11 protein-coding genes are annotated in these 15,337 nt (G+C 48.6%); 8 read left to right on the top strand and 3 right to left on the bottom strand.

Annotated features, from left to right (window positions below; all coding sequences use genetic code 11):
• Positions 1-12: 12 nt before the first annotated feature.
• Positions 13-1,533, top strand: coding sequence for an FGGY family carbohydrate kinase (locus HP398_RS23160; RefSeq protein WP_173623753.1), 1,521 nt, complete (start codon positions 13-15; stop codon positions 1,531-1,533).
• A 63-nt stretch (positions 1,534-1,596) separates the two neighbouring features.
• On the opposite strand, the gene HP398_RS23155 is transcribed toward HP398_RS23160, so the two are convergent.
• Positions 1,597-2,055, bottom strand: coding sequence for an NUDIX hydrolase (locus HP398_RS23155; protein ID WP_173623752.1), 459 nt, complete (start codon positions 2,053-2,055; stop codon positions 1,597-1,599).
• Positions 2,056-2,070: 15 nt separating this feature from the next.
• On the bottom strand, positions 2,071-2,226 hold the full coding sequence (locus tag HP398_RS23150) for a hypothetical protein (protein WP_167403233.1): 156 nt from the start codon (positions 2,224-2,226) through the stop codon (positions 2,071-2,073).
• A gap of 129 nt (positions 2,227-2,355) precedes the next feature.
• On the opposite strand from HP398_RS23150, the gene tkt reads away from it, so the two are divergent.
• The 4 genes from tkt (at position 2,356) to HP398_RS23130 (ending at position 11,123) form a co-directional block, all read left to right on the top strand.
• Positions 2,356-4,362 carry a transketolase gene (gene tkt, locus HP398_RS23145; protein ID WP_173623751.1) on the top strand — a complete coding sequence of 669 codons (2,007 nt, stop codon included), beginning with the start codon at positions 2,356-2,358 and terminating at the stop codon, positions 4,360-4,362.
• 169 nt (positions 4,363-4,531) lie between these two features.
• Positions 4,532-7,048, top strand: coding sequence for a PBP1A family penicillin-binding protein (locus tag HP398_RS23140; protein WP_173623750.1), 2,517 nt, complete (start codon positions 4,532-4,534; stop codon positions 7,046-7,048).
• A 101-nt stretch (positions 7,049-7,149) separates the two neighbouring features.
• The gene (locus tag HP398_RS23135; protein ID WP_007721499.1) at positions 7,150-7,500 is read left to right on the top strand and encodes a hypothetical protein; all 351 of its coding nucleotides are present in this window, start codon (positions 7,150-7,152) and stop codon (positions 7,498-7,500) included.
• A gap of 305 nt (positions 7,501-7,805) precedes the next feature.
• Positions 7,806-11,123 carry a collagenase gene (locus HP398_RS23130; protein ID WP_173623749.1) on the top strand — a complete coding sequence of 1,106 codons (3,318 nt, stop codon included), beginning with the start codon at positions 7,806-7,808 and terminating at the stop codon, positions 11,121-11,123.
• A gap of 143 nt (positions 11,124-11,266) precedes the next feature.
• Here the strand turns inward: HP398_RS23130 and HP398_RS23125 are convergent, their stop codons facing one another.
• A complete protein-coding gene (locus HP398_RS23125; protein ID WP_173623748.1) occupies positions 11,267-12,691 on the bottom strand; it encodes a L,D-transpeptidase in 1,425 nt (474 codons plus the stop codon).
• 95 nt (positions 12,692-12,786) lie between these two features.
• Here HP398_RS23125 and HP398_RS23120 point away from each other — a divergent pair, with 95 nt between their 5' ends.
• The 3 genes from HP398_RS23120 to HP398_RS23110 all read left to right on the top strand — a co-directional run bounded on the left by HP398_RS23120 (position 12,787) and on the right by HP398_RS23110 (position 15,327).
• Complete coding sequence (locus HP398_RS23120) at positions 12,787-13,506, top strand: AAA family ATPase (protein WP_017250581.1); 720 nt, start codon at positions 12,787-12,789, stop codon at positions 13,504-13,506.
• Between the two features lie 100 nt (positions 13,507-13,606).
• Positions 13,607-14,155, top strand: a complete 549-nt coding sequence (locus tag HP398_RS23115) for an RNA polymerase sigma factor SigX (protein WP_173623747.1) — start codon at positions 13,607-13,609, stop codon at positions 14,153-14,155.
• On the top strand, positions 14,152-15,327 hold the full coding sequence (locus tag HP398_RS23110) for an anti-sigma factor family protein (protein ID WP_173623746.1): 1,176 nt from the start codon (positions 14,152-14,154) through the stop codon (positions 15,325-15,327). The genes HP398_RS23115 and HP398_RS23110 overlap by 4 nt, the downstream gene beginning before the upstream one ends.
• The last annotated feature ends 10 nt before the right edge of the window (positions 15,328-15,337 follow it).

The following is a 15,337-nucleotide window of genomic DNA, read 5'->3' as shown; positions in this document are numbered from 1 at the left end:
GGAGTCTGCTGTATGGAGAAGTATTTGCTGTCGATCGATCAGGGAACAACTGGGACCAAGGTGCTACTGGTAAATCACCTTGGAAGGGTTGCTGCTGAAAGCTATCAGAAGCACACGCAATATTATCCACAATCCGGATGGGTGGAGCATAACCCGGAGGAGATATGGGAAAAGGTCTTGATGGGTGTCGCTGACGTGCTGCTCAAGGGACGTATCGAACCTGAGCAGGTGGAAGCGGTAGGCTTAGCTAATCAGGGAGAAACGGTCGTCTTCTGGGATTCGGTCAGCGGAGAGCCGCTTTATCCGGCTGTCGTCTGGTCGTGCCGCCGCTCCGATCAAATCGCCGAGCGTTGGAAGGCGGATGGTGTGTGGGCACAGAAGGTAGCCGAGAAAACCGGACTTTTGATTGACCCGTATTTTTCTGCGACTAAGATGAGATGGATGATGGAGGAAGTGCCTCTGGTGCAAGAAAAGATCCGACAGCGGCAGGCTTATTGCAGCACGCTTGACTCTTGGCTGATCTGGCAGATGACAGGAGGTGCCTCGTATGTAACCGATGCTTCCACCGCTGCCCGAACGCTGTTGTTTGCTCATCGGCAGGGGAATTGGGATGAGGAAATATTGCGGTATTTGGAGATAGAGGAAGACTGGTTACCGCAGGTTCGTCCAACAGTTGGCTTGTTTGGCCGTACAGATCCGGTTACATTTTGCGGCATTCAAGCACCGATTCTCGTCAGCCAGGTGGATCAACCAGCCGCCCTTTACGGTCATCTCTGCATAGAGCCGGGTATGTCCAAATGCACGTATGGCACGGGCTGCTTCGCTTATATGAACGTGGGAAACGAACCGCCTGCTACGAAAGAGAGCGGACTCTTGACGACGCTTGTCTGGAAACGCGGGGCCAAGCATACTTATGCGCTGGATGGAGCGATTTATGCGGCGGGGTCTGCTGTCGAATGGGGCAAGGAGCAGCTTGGGCTGTATCAGGATATAGACGAGCTGCAACGATGGTCGGAGCAGTGGTATGAAGAGCTGCACAAAGGAGAAGCCCCAACCAATCTTTTATTTATCCCGGCATTGAATGGGATCGGCACGCCATACTGGAACTCGGAGGCGAGAGGGGTGTTTCTCGGACTCTCCCAGCATACTGACCGACCGCTGATGGCAAAAGCGATGCTGGAAGGGATCGCTCACCGTGTAGCGGATGTGTTTGTCACAATGGAACAGGCAGTCGCACAAAAGATTTCGGTTTTGCGTGTAGATGGCGGCTTGACGGACAATCCGTATTTGATGCAGTTTCAGGCAGACCTGCTGGGTGTTCCGATTGAGGTGCCCCAGATCAATGAAACAACAGCGATGGGGATTGCGTTTCTACTCGGGGAAGAGTGCGGCTGGTGGTCGGTGAACGATTTAGAAGCGCGAATGAAGGTAGGGCGTCGCTATGAGCCGCAGATGGACGAAGCGGTGAGGGAAAGACTGCGTGCTCGTTGGAACAAGGCGATTCACCTTCTGTTACAAGTAAGCGAAGGATAATGTGAAAAAGCAACCAAACTGCCAATGCGAGCACAATGCTTTTGGCGGATTGGTTGCTTTTTATTACTTCTTCAAGTCGAATGCAGGCTCCCAGCCAAAGCTGTCAAACCACTGCTTTCGTCTAAAGTTCGAGAGAGCTTGTCTCACATAAGGAATGACGTTCGGGGGTAATTTATCCATGTCCACCCATACGAGCTCATCGCATTTATTCGGCTCGGCATTGATAATTTCTCCGCGCCATTTTGTGGCAGCGACAAAAAAATCGATGCGCTCATCATTGGAGCGACGATGCATGACGCCTACCATCTCCAAGCTCGCTGGATCGATGTCAATTCCGCATTCTTCTTTTGCCTCGCGGATCGCGGCTGTCTTCACTTCTTCATTCCCATCCAGATGTCCAGCGGGAACACTATAATTGCCGTCTTCGTAGCCGGTATTGTAGCGGCGTAATAACAGGACTTGCGCACCCTTCACTAGGAAAAGGTGAACGGCTACCTGCATCGCGAAGCGCTCTATCTGCATGCGAATTCTCCTCTATTAATGATATTCTTCCGGGCGATGATTCTCGGCAGCCTGTCTACGGCGTTCCAGTCTGTTTTTTTTCAATATAGGTGAGCTGGTCAAGCCCATAAGCAGCATAATAATTCCAGCAGCACCCAGGACGATTCCGATTATAAGATAAAGCCAATTCATTGAAAAAGACCTCCTTCATTCATGCAAAGCGAACATGATTCTAAATGGGAACTATGCTATAATGGCACAGTGTGTTTTTACCCGATACTCGGTAGTTATTTCTAGAAAACGCAGGGAGGATTTTGCGAGATGACTCAGCATACGTCTGTTGATCAGCTATCCATTAATACCATCCGCACGTTGGCGATTGATGCCATCGAGAAGGCGAATTCCGGTCACCCGGGAATGCCGATGGGGGCAGCCCCTATGGCACATGTACTGTGGAGCCGCTTTATGAAAGTAAATCCGAGCAATCCAAAATGGATTGACCGTGACCGTTTTGTCCTCTCAGCAGGACATGGCTCTATGCTATTATACTCGATGTTGCATCTGATGAAATACGATGTTTCACTGGAAGACCTACATAACTTCCGTCAATGGGGCAGCAAAACGCCTGGTCACCCTGAGTTTGGACACACAGCGGGTGTTGACGCGACAACGGGTCCTCTGGGACAAGGGATCGCGATGGCTGTCGGTATGGCGATGGCTGAAAAGCACATGGCAGCTGTTTACAACCGCGACAATTTTGACATCGTTGACCATTACACATACGTAATCTGCGGCGATGGTGACCTGATGGAGGGTGTATCCAGCGAGGCTTCTTCTCTGGCTGCTCACTTGAAACTGGGCAAAATGATCGTGCTCTACGATTCGAACGATATCTCTCTGGATGGGGAGCTTTCCCGTTCCTTCTCTGAAAATGTAGCGGATCGCTACCAAGCGTATGGTTGGCAATACATTCGCGTAGAAGACGGCAATGATCTGGCTGCTATTGACGCGGCTATCGCAGAAGCGAAAAAAGATTTGGATCGTCCTACCTTGATCGAAGTAAAAACCGTCATTGGATACGGAAGCCCGAACAAAGGCGGCTCCAGCTCTTCTCACGGCGCTCCGCTTGGAAAAGACGAAGTGAAGCTGACAAAAGCAAACTACGAGTGGCACCATGAAAGTGAGTTCCACGTACCACAAGAAGTGACTGACTTCTTTGCAGGCTTGGCTGATGCTGGAGAAAAAGCAGAAGCTGCTTGGCGCGACCAGTTTGCTGCTTATGCAAAAGCGTATCCGGAACTGGCGCTGCAATTTACGACTGCACAAGAAGGTCATCTGCCTGCTGGTTGGGACAACCATATGCCGACGTACGAAGTTGGCGCGAAGCTGGCGACACGCGTTGCTTCCGGTAATGCGATCAATGCATTGGCAAACAGCGTTCCGTTCTTCCTGGGCGGATCTGCTGACTTGGCACATTCCAACAACACGGTGATTAAAGAAGCGGGCAACTTCCTGCCAGGCTCTTACGATGGCCGCAACATTTGGTTTGGTGTTCGTGAATTCGCAATGGGTGCAGCCCTCAACGGTATGGCTCTCCACGGTGGTGTAAAAGTATACGGCGGTACGTTCTTCGTATTCTCCGACTACGTGCGTCCGGCGATTCGCCTCTCTGCACTGATGAAGCAGCCAGTTGTGTACGTATTTACACATGACTCGATCGCAGTTGGTGAAGACGGACCGACGCATGAGCCGATTGAGCAGCTCGCTTCCTTGCGTGCGATGCCAGGCTTGACCATTCTTCGTCCGTCTGATGCAGTAGAAACGAACGAGGCTTGGAAATATGCTGTATCCCGCACAGATGAGCCAGTTGTACTGGTGCTGACTCGTCAAAACCTGCCAGTCCTGCCTGAGACCGTTGAGAAAGCGTCAGAAGGCGTGAGCAAAGGTGCGTATGTTCTCGCAGACGCGCCAAGCGGCAACCCGCAGCTCATCCTGTTAGCAACTGGTTCTGAGGTATCCCTCGTGATGCAGGCGCGTGAGCAACTCCTCGCGAAAGGTATTGAAACACGCGTTGTTTCCATGCCGAGCTGGAACCTGTTCGAGCGTCAACCGAAAGAGTATCGCGACGCTGTAATTCCACCGGCTGTAAAAGCACGCGTGGCGGTAGAAATGGGCTCTCCAATGGGTTGGGAGCGTTACGCTGGCGATAGCGGTACAGTCATCGCAATCGATCAGTTTGGCGCATCTGCACCAGGTGAGCGCATCATGAAGGAATACGGCTTCACAGTAGAAAACGTTGTGGCTGAAGCAGAAAAACTGCTGAAATAATCGTTAACCTTTAGGAAAAAGCCTATCTTCTGTTTCAGGAGATAGGCTTTTCCAGTGACAAACGGAATTTTGTATGGAATGATAGACTACAACCCAAAACAGAAACTTTTTTGAAACGGGACCGTCTATATAAGATGTGGGGGAGAGAGAGAAGACCAGGAGGTAAATAATGGCAGCAAAGGCCAAGAAGAAAGTCAGGAAGAAAAAGAACAACTTGCTGATGATTGCCGTATCGTTTGCAATATTCCTTTTCCTTAGTGTAATTGGGGGCTACTTCGCCCTGTTGTATGCGGGAGATCGGATGATTGAGCAAAACGTACAAAAGCTACAGGACTTAAAAGCAGAACCAACTGTCATTTACGACAAAAACGGGAAAGAAATGACGAGTCTGATTCGTCAGAAGAACCGTATATACAAACCGATTAATGAAATGCCAAAGACTCTGATCAATGCTTTCCTCGCCGTAGAGGATAAGCGCTTTTATGAACACAAAGGCGTCGATATGGTCCGGATCGGTGGCGCCATCGTCAATGACATCAAAAAAGGATCGTTAGCTGAAGGGGGAAGTACCATTACCCAACAGCTGGCAAGAAACGTCTTTCTCACCCTAGACCAAACGTTCTGGCGTAAAACAAAAGAAATGAGTATCGCGATTGGCTTGGAGCGCAAATATTCGAAGGATCAAATTTTAGAGATGTACTTGAACCGCGTTTATTTGGGCGAAGGGGAATTTGGGGTAGAGGATGCTGCCCAGTATTACTTCGGCAAGTCGGTAAGCGATGAAAAGTTTACTGTTGCGGAAGCAGCGATGCTGGCGGCCATTCCAAAAGCACCGACCACTTATTCACCTTTTAACAATCCGGAAAAAGCGAAACTGCGTCGAGACACCGTTATTCGTCTGATGTATGAGCAAGGAATCATTACCGATGAGCAAAAAGAGGCAGCGCAAGCAGAGGCGTTGCCGACCGAACCGCATGAAGTGGCGGGTGCGAGCTTGAAAAAAGGCTATCGCGCGTTTTTTGACCATATGGTGGAAGAATCCGAAGCTACGTTTGGCGTGACAGAAGAAGAACTGTACCGCGGAGGCTGGAACATTTACACGACCTTCGATCCGAAAGTACAGGATGCCATGGTAGCGGAATATGCCAACGCCAAAAACTTCCCGAAAGACGGCGCCAAGCGCGGTGTAGAATCATCGATGATTGTCATCGACGCGAAAACGGGCGGAATTGCCGGGATGGTGGGCGGACGCAACTATGCGGCAAAAGGCTTTAACTATGCGACAGACATGAAGCGTCAACCGGGCTCCAGCTTTAAGCCGATCGCGGTGTTCGCTCCAGCAGTCAATAAAGATATCAACAAATGGAACGCGAACTCGCAACTGAGCAACAAAAGGCAGAGCTTCAATGGCTACGAGCCGCGCAACTACAATAACCGATACACGGAAACGGTGAGCATGAACCGGGCGATGATCGACTCTGCGAATATCCCGCCGGTTTGGTTATTAAATGAGATTGGTGTACCAGCAAGTTTGGAATACCTCAAGAAAGTCGGCATTGAGCTGACTCCGAACGATCGAAACCTGGCAATTGCCCTCGGGGGCTTGAGTGTAGGTACATCCCCGCTGGAAATGGCTCAGGCATATACACCTTTTGTGAATGCAGGGGTAGTGTCCGAGGCGCACTCGATCGCCAAGGTTGAGAACAAGGATGAGGGTGTCGTCCGTGAATACCAGCCAAAACAATCTGAGGCACTGAAGCCTGAAGCAGCGTGGGAGATTCACACTATGCTGGAGAAAGCGGTTCAGGAAGGGACAGGGAAGGCAGCGCGTATCTCTGGCCGCCATGTTGCAGGTAAAACCGGTACGACCCAATCGATAGCAGGCGACAGCAAAGCAAACAAGGATGCTTGGTTCGTCGGATATACACCGGAATACGTCGGTGCAGTCTGGATGGGCTTCGATCCGGAGGACAAACAGCATTTGATGCACCAAGGAAGTAGCATGACGGCGCAAATGTTCTCCAAAGTGTTGGGAACAGCCTTAAAAGGTGTGCCGTCATCGGACTTCGTTCGACCAGAAGGCATCGTACAACATAAACAAGAGGAAGTTGAACCGGAAATCCAATTGGCTGCAGACATGACATTGGATAATAACCAATTGAAGGTAGTGCTTAGCTGGATTGGCGGAACTGAAGGTGGTACGTACGATTTGTACCGCATTAGTGAAAACGGCGAAAGACAACTCATCTCTGCGGGTATGAAGGAAACCTCGTTCGTAGATGTGCTGGATAGTCCAAGACAATATCGTTATCAAGTTGTTCCGAGAAATGCGCAAGGTGAGGAAGGGACACCATCAAAAGAAGTCCCGATCGACTCCAAGAAGCTGGAGAATCTGATTAATCAAGATCCAGGTCATAATGAGGAAGGTAACGATCAGGGACAAAATCCGGGTGGTACGGAAAATGGCAATGGTGAAATTCCACCTGACCAAGGTACCGGAGGAACTGGTGAGCATACAAATAATGGAGATGGTGGGCAATCGCCAAATCCGGGAACAGGTGAGGTTCCACCGGATATCGTGAATCCAGAACCTAGTCAGACAAATGGTTCCTCCAACGGAATCCAATTACCGCCACCTCCACAAGAGGAGGGGCAGAACCAGTTCCCAGATGCATCAAACGGCTAAAGATTAGCCCAGCAAGAACGATTCAAAACCGATTCGACTATTTGCACAGGTTCTTTCGCGTGGTACAATACCAATAAATCGGGAGACAGGGGGGACAGTCCATGTCTGGCTACGCACAAAGAGATCTACCCACATTTTTCAAGGAACAGTTACGCCAAACCAAGGTGAATTTTGAGCGAGCTCTTGACTGTAAACACACCGATTTCGATGATCTCTACCCATACATGAACGAACAGCCACAGTTCTTCTGGTACAAACGTTACGTGGCTTGGTCAGAATTGCTGACCGTCGTACGTCTAGCTGAACAATTGGGTATTGAGTGGACAGAGGATTTCAGTGAGCAGCAGGTAGAATTCATTCAAGGCAAAGTTCTGCAAGGAAAAGTGCTCGATTATTGGAACCCAGAAGAAGAGCAAGAAGAATCGATGAGAGAATTGGAAGAAGAAAAATAGATGTGAAAGTAAAACATGGCGCGTTCCCACTTCCGGGAACGCGCTTTTTTGCGTGTACGAAGCAAAGTTCGCTTTTCATAGTAACGGTGTCTAATATCTTATACATGTTTATGAATATTTGTAAAAAAATGTATACATTCTTACTCTTCTTTTCTGTTATATGTATTGGCACCATAATTGCAATTTTATCAGCATGTATGTTATTGCGTTCCAAATGGAGAGAAGGTGAGTCTGCACAAAACAAAATACGGTTTCCTCGCAACAAACAAAAATGCGGTTACCATTCAAAGGAGGTTTGCTCATTCATGAAGAAAAAGCGTTCCACGGTACACACTAGCCGCATGATGGCTGGTGTCCTTCTCTCGACATCATTTCTATTGGGGATGGTTGGTAGTCCTGTCCAAGCCTTGGCAGTCAACGATTATGCAAGTACGATCGGTAGGGATGGGAGTCAAAACGTTCCGCCTTCTGGAAAATATGTGGAGAGAAAGCTGGACCCGATCACCTCGTTTCAGCATCAATCCAGTGACGAAGCAGGAGAATATCCGCATCCAGTGGAGCCGACCTGGAATGTAGAGGAGCAAGAGCCTTCTAAGGAACAGCAACGGAGCATGAAGGCAAATGTCGAAAAGTACGCGATGTCCGATTTGAACAAGCTCAGCTACGACGAATTGGTCAATGTACTGGTGACGATCAACTGGGAGCAGATTCCTGAATTATTTGATTTTACCCCCGATTCGTATGCCTTTTACAACGATCGTCAGCGTGTTCAAGCCATTATTGACGCATTGCAAGTCAGAGGCACACAATACTCCAGCAGCGATTCCAAAGGAATTGACACCTTGGTTGAGGTGCTTCGCTCTGGATATTACCTCGGCTACTACCATCAGGAATTATCCTATCTCAATCAGAGAAGCGAGCATCAAAAAGTGTTCCCTGCTTTGCAAGCCATTGCAGACAATCCAAATTTTAAATTAGGGACAGATGCTCAAAATGAGGTAGTAGGTGCATTTGGTGGACTTATCGGAAATACTTTTGTAAGCGCTTCCCTCGTAGAGAAAGCTGCACCGATCATCCGTCAATACGAAGAACAAATGGATACTTTCATTACGCAGCGGAGTGCGGGTGATGCTGTTTTCCGTATCATGAGCCAGTTTAGCTATATTCTGATGTGGAGAGTGGATGAACCAACCAAGCAACAGGAGTTTTACGGCAAAATAGATACGTATCTGAACGAGTTGGGAAATCTCGCCTTGCATGGCGATACAGATGAAGCAAAAGAATGGGTCCTCGACAATGGTTTTTATCACAGTGCTTATTTGGGAGAATACCATTCCAATCCGAATAAGGGTAACGAGGTCCTCACAGAAGCGTTAGTGCTTTATCCGTATGTGGGACTACAGTATATGCAGGTAGCGAAGCTGATCCAGACGGTCTATGGCGGAAAAGATGCGCAGGGAAGGGACATCCAGTTTAACAAGATTCGTGAGGATGCCATCGAAAAATATCTGCCCAAAGAATATGCGTTTGATGACGGAAGCATCGTCATGAAAACAGGTGGAGATGTCACAGAAGAAAAAGTGAAACGGTTATATTGGGCGGCAAAAGAGGTAAAAGCTCAGTTTCATCGGATGGCAGGACGAGATGAACCGATGGAAGAAGGGAACCCCGACGATATTTTGACCATCGTCCTTTACAATAGTCCTTCAGAGTACAAGATGAACAACCCCCTGTATGGCTATGAAACAGACAACGGGGGTATGTATATCGAGGGGAAAGGAACTTTCTTCACCTACGAACGAACACCGCAGCAGAGTACGTACACACTAGAAGAATTGTTCCGTCATGAGTTCACGCACTATTTGCAAGGGCGCTATGCTATACCTGGTTTGTGGAATGAAGGCCCGATTTACAGAGACGAGAGACTGTCGTGGTTTGAAGAAGGAGGGGCGGAACTCTTTGCAGGCTCCACGCGAACAACAGGTATTCTGCCTCGAAAATCAATGGTCAACAATCTGATTCGCTTTGGACAAAAAAATTGGTACACGGCGTCTCAAACCTTGCACGCACGCTACGGCTCGTGGGACTTTTATACGTATTCATACGCCTTGCAGTATCACATGATGAAAGAGGACTGGAACAAGCTCGATGATATCATGGATTACATAGAGGCCAATAACGTTGACGGTTATGACCAGTTAATCCGTACGCTCAGCAATGATTCAGAGCTAAATCGGGATTACCACCGTACCATGGAATCGTTGGTAGACAGCTATCCTGATCTGACCGTGCCGCTGGTGTCGGATGATTATCTGGTAACGCCGGCCCCTAAAGCAAGTGCGGAAATCTTCCAGGAAATTGAAGATGTCACCGGATTGCAAAATGTGTCTACCAAAAGGCACGATTCAGAGTTCTTCCAAACCTTTACGTTAACAGGGACGTACACGGGTACGCAGGCAGAAGGGGAGAAGAAAGACTGGGAAACGATGAGTCGCATCACAGACGAGTTTCTAACCACACTTACTTCCCATCCATGGAACGGCTACAAAACCGTAACCGCCTACTTTACCAACTACAGAGTAAATGCGTCCAATCAGTTTGAATATGAAGTCACCTTCCACGGGGTACTTCCAGAACAAGGAGATGGGGAGAATCAGCCGCCTGTTATTGTCATGAACGGTCCGTCAAAAGCAGCCGTAAACGAGGAGGTTGCATTCAGCAGTAACGGAAGCTCCGATCCGGATGGTAGCATCGTATCCTATCTGTGGGAATTTGGAGATGGCACAAGCAGCAGTGATGCCAATCCTACGCATGTCTACGAAAATCAGGGAGAATATACCGTGAAACTGCGCGTAACGGATGACAAAGGAGCGGTTACTGCGAAATCGATGAGCATCACGATCGAGGAGCAGGGTGGAGAAATTGGAGAAAAGGAACAAGAACCAAACAACAGCTTTTCAGAGGCAAATGTGTTGAAAAGCAATGTGGAATTGAGTGGTCAAACAAGCAAACAAGACGACAAGGACATTTTTGCTTTGAAAGTATTGGGCAACGGAACAGTGAAAATCAACGTATCGAGTGAGCATGATTCTGGTTTGAACTGGGTCGTTCACCACGAGGATGATCTGAATCAATATGTCGCTTACCCCAATACCTCAGGAAAAAAGCTCTCGGGTGAGTTTGAAGCATTTCCGGGTACCTATTATTTGTCCGTGTACAACTTTAACGGTGAAACCATTCCATACAAAGTAACCGCTGAATTGCCAGAAGAAGAATCAGAACCATCCGAAACGGAGCCGAACAATTCATTCGATGAGGCTAATGTGCTACGATTGGGCGAAGAGATAAGTGGTCAAACCGATCGTACAGATGACAAGGACACGTACCTCATTCAGGTTAAAGAGGAAGGGATCGTTCAAGTTACGGTAAGTAGCGAGAAGGACGAAGGCTTAAACTGGGTGGTATTCCATGAAGATGATCTCGATACGTATCTGGCCTACCCCGAAAACGCAGGTAAGAAATTGACTGGAGAATTTGAGGCAAAACCAGGGAAATATTACTTGTTAGTCTACAACACGAACAACACGACGATTCCGTACAGAGTTATCGTAAACGCAGAGTAATCCCCCAATCAAACGAAAAAAGCCCCTTCTCCCCCTTTTTTAAATGGGATAGAAGGGCTTTTTTCGTTTGATAAACGTCTGGTAAAAATCAGCGCGTAACGGGATAGCGTTCCGTACGTCTTTTCTTTACGTAGCCTAAAGAATTAATGGAGCCAATTGTAAATGACTTGTGGTGTCTCTTCCTCAGGGCCAGCCGGGAGAACGAATGGAACAGGGTTGCTCCAAGGCTGGGCAGAGGACGGGGCATTGGAGATCATGAATTCTGTCCCTAATGAAACAAAGCTGTACAGCTCCTCGACAGCGGCATTGTACAAGCGAACACATCCGAGCGAAACAGATGAGCCGATGCTCTCGGGATGGTTTGTCCCGTGGATGGCATACCCGTTCTCCTGAAAGACCATGCCCCTCGTTCCATAAATATTGTCATGTCCGCGGGGCTGATTGATTTTTTGTTGAATGGTATAGTAGCCTTCGGGTGTAGAACCGTTTTTGCCTATGGCTACGGGATAGCTGCGTACCAGATGGGAACCGCTGATGAGCTTCATCGTATGTGTCGAGGTAGTCAAGTGAAGCTGTAACGGTTCGAAAGGCGCCACTGGCTCCGGATAGCCGGGAAGCGGCAGCACATTGCGCAAGCTGTCCCATGCGGACTCTGGCAAGAAAGCTTTGGGATGATACGGATAGCTTTTGAGTAAAAGTCTCTTTGGTGGTACTGGAATTTGCGGCAAATAATTGCCTGGATAAGCGCCAGCCAGATCAGACAGCTGGGCAGGCAACGTACCCGTTTGCTGATAATAGCGATACAAGGCGTTACGTAAGATCAGTACATGCTGGAGGGTTAGCTGCTCATCCGTGAGTTCTGTCTTACCTGTGGCAAGTGTCGGTTCTCGTTCCAACTGCACAGGTTTATCCCACCATTTTTCACTGAGAACAGTCCGACTCGTCGGATTGTAACGCAAGATCCCTCGGACTTCGCGCGGCTGATAAAACAGCAAGGGACGAAACAACGGCGAACCAGGCACTTCTGGGACAACCATCACTGTAAAAGGCTGCGTAAGAGCAGGACGACGTGACTCTACATAGCGCCGGACCTGCTCAGATAGCTCACGGGCACTGAGTGTAGGAGGAACTGCGATGACCTCGACATGTGGCTGAGTTTGTGCAGTTGTCGGTACGGGCTGTTTGGCAGCCTGTGGCGTTGTCTTGGTTGACGCATCTCTCAACGGTCCTGGTGAAAAAGCGAATTGAAAATAGAGAAACAAGAGTGACGCCAAGAGTAAACGTGTTCGATGGCCCAACGTATTGCGCTGTCGCTCCCGCAGCAGTCGTTGATAAGCGTCACGGGTCTCGTTGTAGTACGAGCCTTGCTTGGATACCAGACCACGCCTGTACGCTTCGAGAGCCTGTTCTGTATTTCCTTGTGTCTCCCGTTCTTGGCCAAGGTGAAACCAGCCGATGGCTTCGGTTGGATACTGAGTCGTATACCACCGGTAAAAGGCGAGGTCGCTCTGATCCGGATATTTCATATGAAATGTACTTTTTTCCTGAAGAAAGGAAACCTTGTCCACGGATACTTCTCCCCCAAATAAATGAGCGTTTAAAAAGGCGCCCTTATAAGGATGTATCGGCGTGAGTCGGGAAAATAATGAGAGTGGAGGTAAAAATGGTCTATTTGCGAACGATCAAGCTGCTGCGTGAGGAATTTCCTAATACGAAAGAATATCCGTTTCACCTGCCATCCTTGCGCAAGCTGAAAACGATTGACCTCGAAGCGAGTGTCACTTTTTTCGTAGGAGAAAATGGCTCTGGTAAATCTACGATGCTCGAAGGGGTTGCCTATCAATGCGGGTTTCATACAGCTGGTGGGTCGCGGAACAATTATTATGACGTAGATCGCTCGGATTCGAGCTTGGGTGACTACATACGTCTTTCCTGGCTACCCAAAATGACGAATGGCTTTTTTCTACGGGCGGAGAGCTTCTATCATTTTGCCAGTCATATTGACGAGACTGAGCGCATTCGTGGCACAGGATATTCTGGCTACGGCGGACGTTCCCTGCATAACCAGTCGCACGGAGAATCTTTTTTCGCTCTATTTGCTAACCGATTCAATGGTAGGGGCATTTATTTATTAGACGAGCCCGAGGCTGCTTTGTCGCCCAAGCGTCAGATTGCCTTCCTGTACCTCATGCAGGACTTGGTGGAGGAAGGGGCACAATTTATCATCGCGACGCATTCACCGATACTACTGGGCTACCCAGACGCAAAAATTCTCAATTTCGATGAATCCCCCGTCCAAGAGGTGAATTATCGGGACACGGAGCACTATCAATTAACGCGGAGATTCCTAGAGAATCCGGCTATCTTTTTAAATGAAAAATAATTTGATCTTTCCTGTCACAAAAATCGCCTTGGTGGTTTCTATTAGATGAACGAAGCAGTAGAGGCATTCGTCAATGGCGCACGCAGGAAGGAGGAATCCAGTGGAGGTGCAAGCAAACCTGGTGATGAACCATGCTCGAGTAGAGGATCAAGCAGATTCCTTTCAAGAAATGTTTACAACCTATTATCCGTTTGTGGTCAGACAGATCATGCGTATTGTGAAAGATCAACAAACGGCAGAAGATATTGCACAGGATGTATTTCTCTCCTTTTACCATACGGATCGCTCGGTGATCGAACATATCCCGGCATGGCTGTCCAAGTCCGCGCTCTACGCAGCGTACAACTATCTTCGTTCAGAAAAACGCAGGTACGCAAGACAAGAGCGAAGTGCATCCGAGCAAGAGCACGTCAGTCCTTCTACAGAAGAGATGTGGCTTGCAAAAGAGTCCCAGAGTATCGTCCGCGATGTGCTAGAGGAGCTAGACGAGCGGGAACGAACCTTACTGGTCATGAAGTATTCCGGATTTCCTTATGCGGAGTTGGCTAAAGCGACTGGGACGCAGATCAGCTCGGTGGGAACACTCCTTGCGAGAGCGAAAAGTAAATTTCGTACCATCTATGGCCGGATGAGGGGGGAAGAGGAATGAAATGTGCTGATACAGGCTTTATCCAGGCGTTCTTGGACGGTGAATGCAGCTCAAAAGAAAGTGAGCAATTCCTGCTTCATCTGGACTACTGTGAAACCTGCCGCACACAGCTGGACGAACTGTCCGCGTTGGATAGCTGGACGCGTGAGAAGATGGAGCATGCTTTTTCCGAGACAAGCAATGTGAAGGTCAATACGGAAGCAGCGTGGCAGCGATTTTCGCAATCCATCGAGAAAACGACTGACACATATGCACAAGATCGACAAATGATAACCAATCGAGCAACAATCAGAAGGAGCTGGAATCAGATGAACAAGCAAACAAAAAGATGGATGACAGGCGCTTCGGCAGCAGCAGTATTGGCTGTGTCCCTGTCTTTCCCCCAAGTACAAGCAGCAGCGAACGATTTTCTGTCCATTTTCCGCATGGATAAAGTAGAGTTTGTCAAAGTGACGCAAGAGGATTTGCGAGAGCTAGAACAATGGATCGCAAACGGCAATGTGGGCGAGATGGAACTGAATGGGATCGGAAAAATCTGGATTGATGAAAATGATCAAGAGAAACTTGAGCAAAGAAGCTACTATTACAACAACAAGGAATCCGCTGAAAAGGCAGGCGTGAAGCTGCCACAGCTGCCGCAGGATGTCACGGTGGATAGCGTAAACGTCAATTCCCCTTACACCATGCACATGGAAATCGATGCCGATCGTGCAAACAAGCTACTGGGGCAATTGCAGGTAGAGGCGCGCTTTGATGAAAAGCTGAGTGGCAAACGCTTCTCCTTGAAGATCCCACAGATGCAAAACGTCTGGATGACCGCAGGAAAAGAAAGCTATGGCTACTCTGTCGTGGACGCACCTGAGTTAACTGCTCCAGAGGGAGTTGATCTGGCACAGCTTCGCGAGACACTCTTGGCCCTGCCGTTCATACCGGATCAAGTGAAAAAGCAGATGATTAGCATCGAAGACTGGCAGCATACCCTCCCTGTGCCATACATGGCAGACGGCGAGAGCAAGATGAAGGAAGTAAAAGTGAATGGTCAAAACGGAATGCTGATCACAGGTGAATACAATACACATTTGATGTGGCAGCAGGATGGACAGATTCACATGCTGGAAGGTAGCGAAAAGAACGCTGATAGGCTGTTGGATTTTGCGAAACAACTGAAATAAGTAAACAAAT

Source organism: Brevibacillus sp. HB1.4B (genome assembly GCF_013284285.1).
In the GTDB taxonomy this organism is placed as follows: domain Bacteria; phylum Bacillota; class Bacilli; order Brevibacillales; family Brevibacillaceae; genus Brevibacillus; species Brevibacillus porteri.
Note: the sequence above shows the minus strand (reverse complement) of the source record. Positions and strands in the feature narration are given on the sequence as shown.

Coding starts and splice junctions, on each gene's coding strand:
- HP398_RS23160 (WP_173623753.1), top strand. CDS start 13: ATGGAGAAGTATTTGCTGTCGATCGATCAGGGAACAACTGGGACCAAG.
- HP398_RS23155 (WP_173623752.1), bottom strand. CDS start 2,055: ATGCAGATAGAGCGCTTCGCGATGCAGGTAGCCGTTCACCTTTTCCTA.
- HP398_RS23150 (WP_167403233.1), bottom strand. CDS start 2,226: ATGAATTGGCTTTATCTTATAATCGGAATCGTCCTGGGTGCTGCTGGA.
- tkt (WP_173623751.1), top strand. CDS start 2,356: ATGACTCAGCATACGTCTGTTGATCAGCTATCCATTAATACCATCCGC.
- HP398_RS23140 (WP_173623750.1), top strand. CDS start 4,532: ATGGCAGCAAAGGCCAAGAAGAAAGTCAGGAAGAAAAAGAACAACTTG.
- HP398_RS23135 (WP_007721499.1), top strand. CDS start 7,150: ATGTCTGGCTACGCACAAAGAGATCTACCCACATTTTTCAAGGAACAG.
- HP398_RS23130 (WP_173623749.1), top strand. CDS start 7,806: ATGAAGAAAAAGCGTTCCACGGTACACACTAGCCGCATGATGGCTGGT.
- HP398_RS23120 (WP_017250581.1), top strand. CDS start 12,787: ATGGTCTATTTGCGAACGATCAAGCTGCTGCGTGAGGAATTTCCTAAT.
- HP398_RS23110 (WP_173623746.1), top strand. CDS start 14,152: ATGAAATGTGCTGATACAGGCTTTATCCAGGCGTTCTTGGACGGTGAA.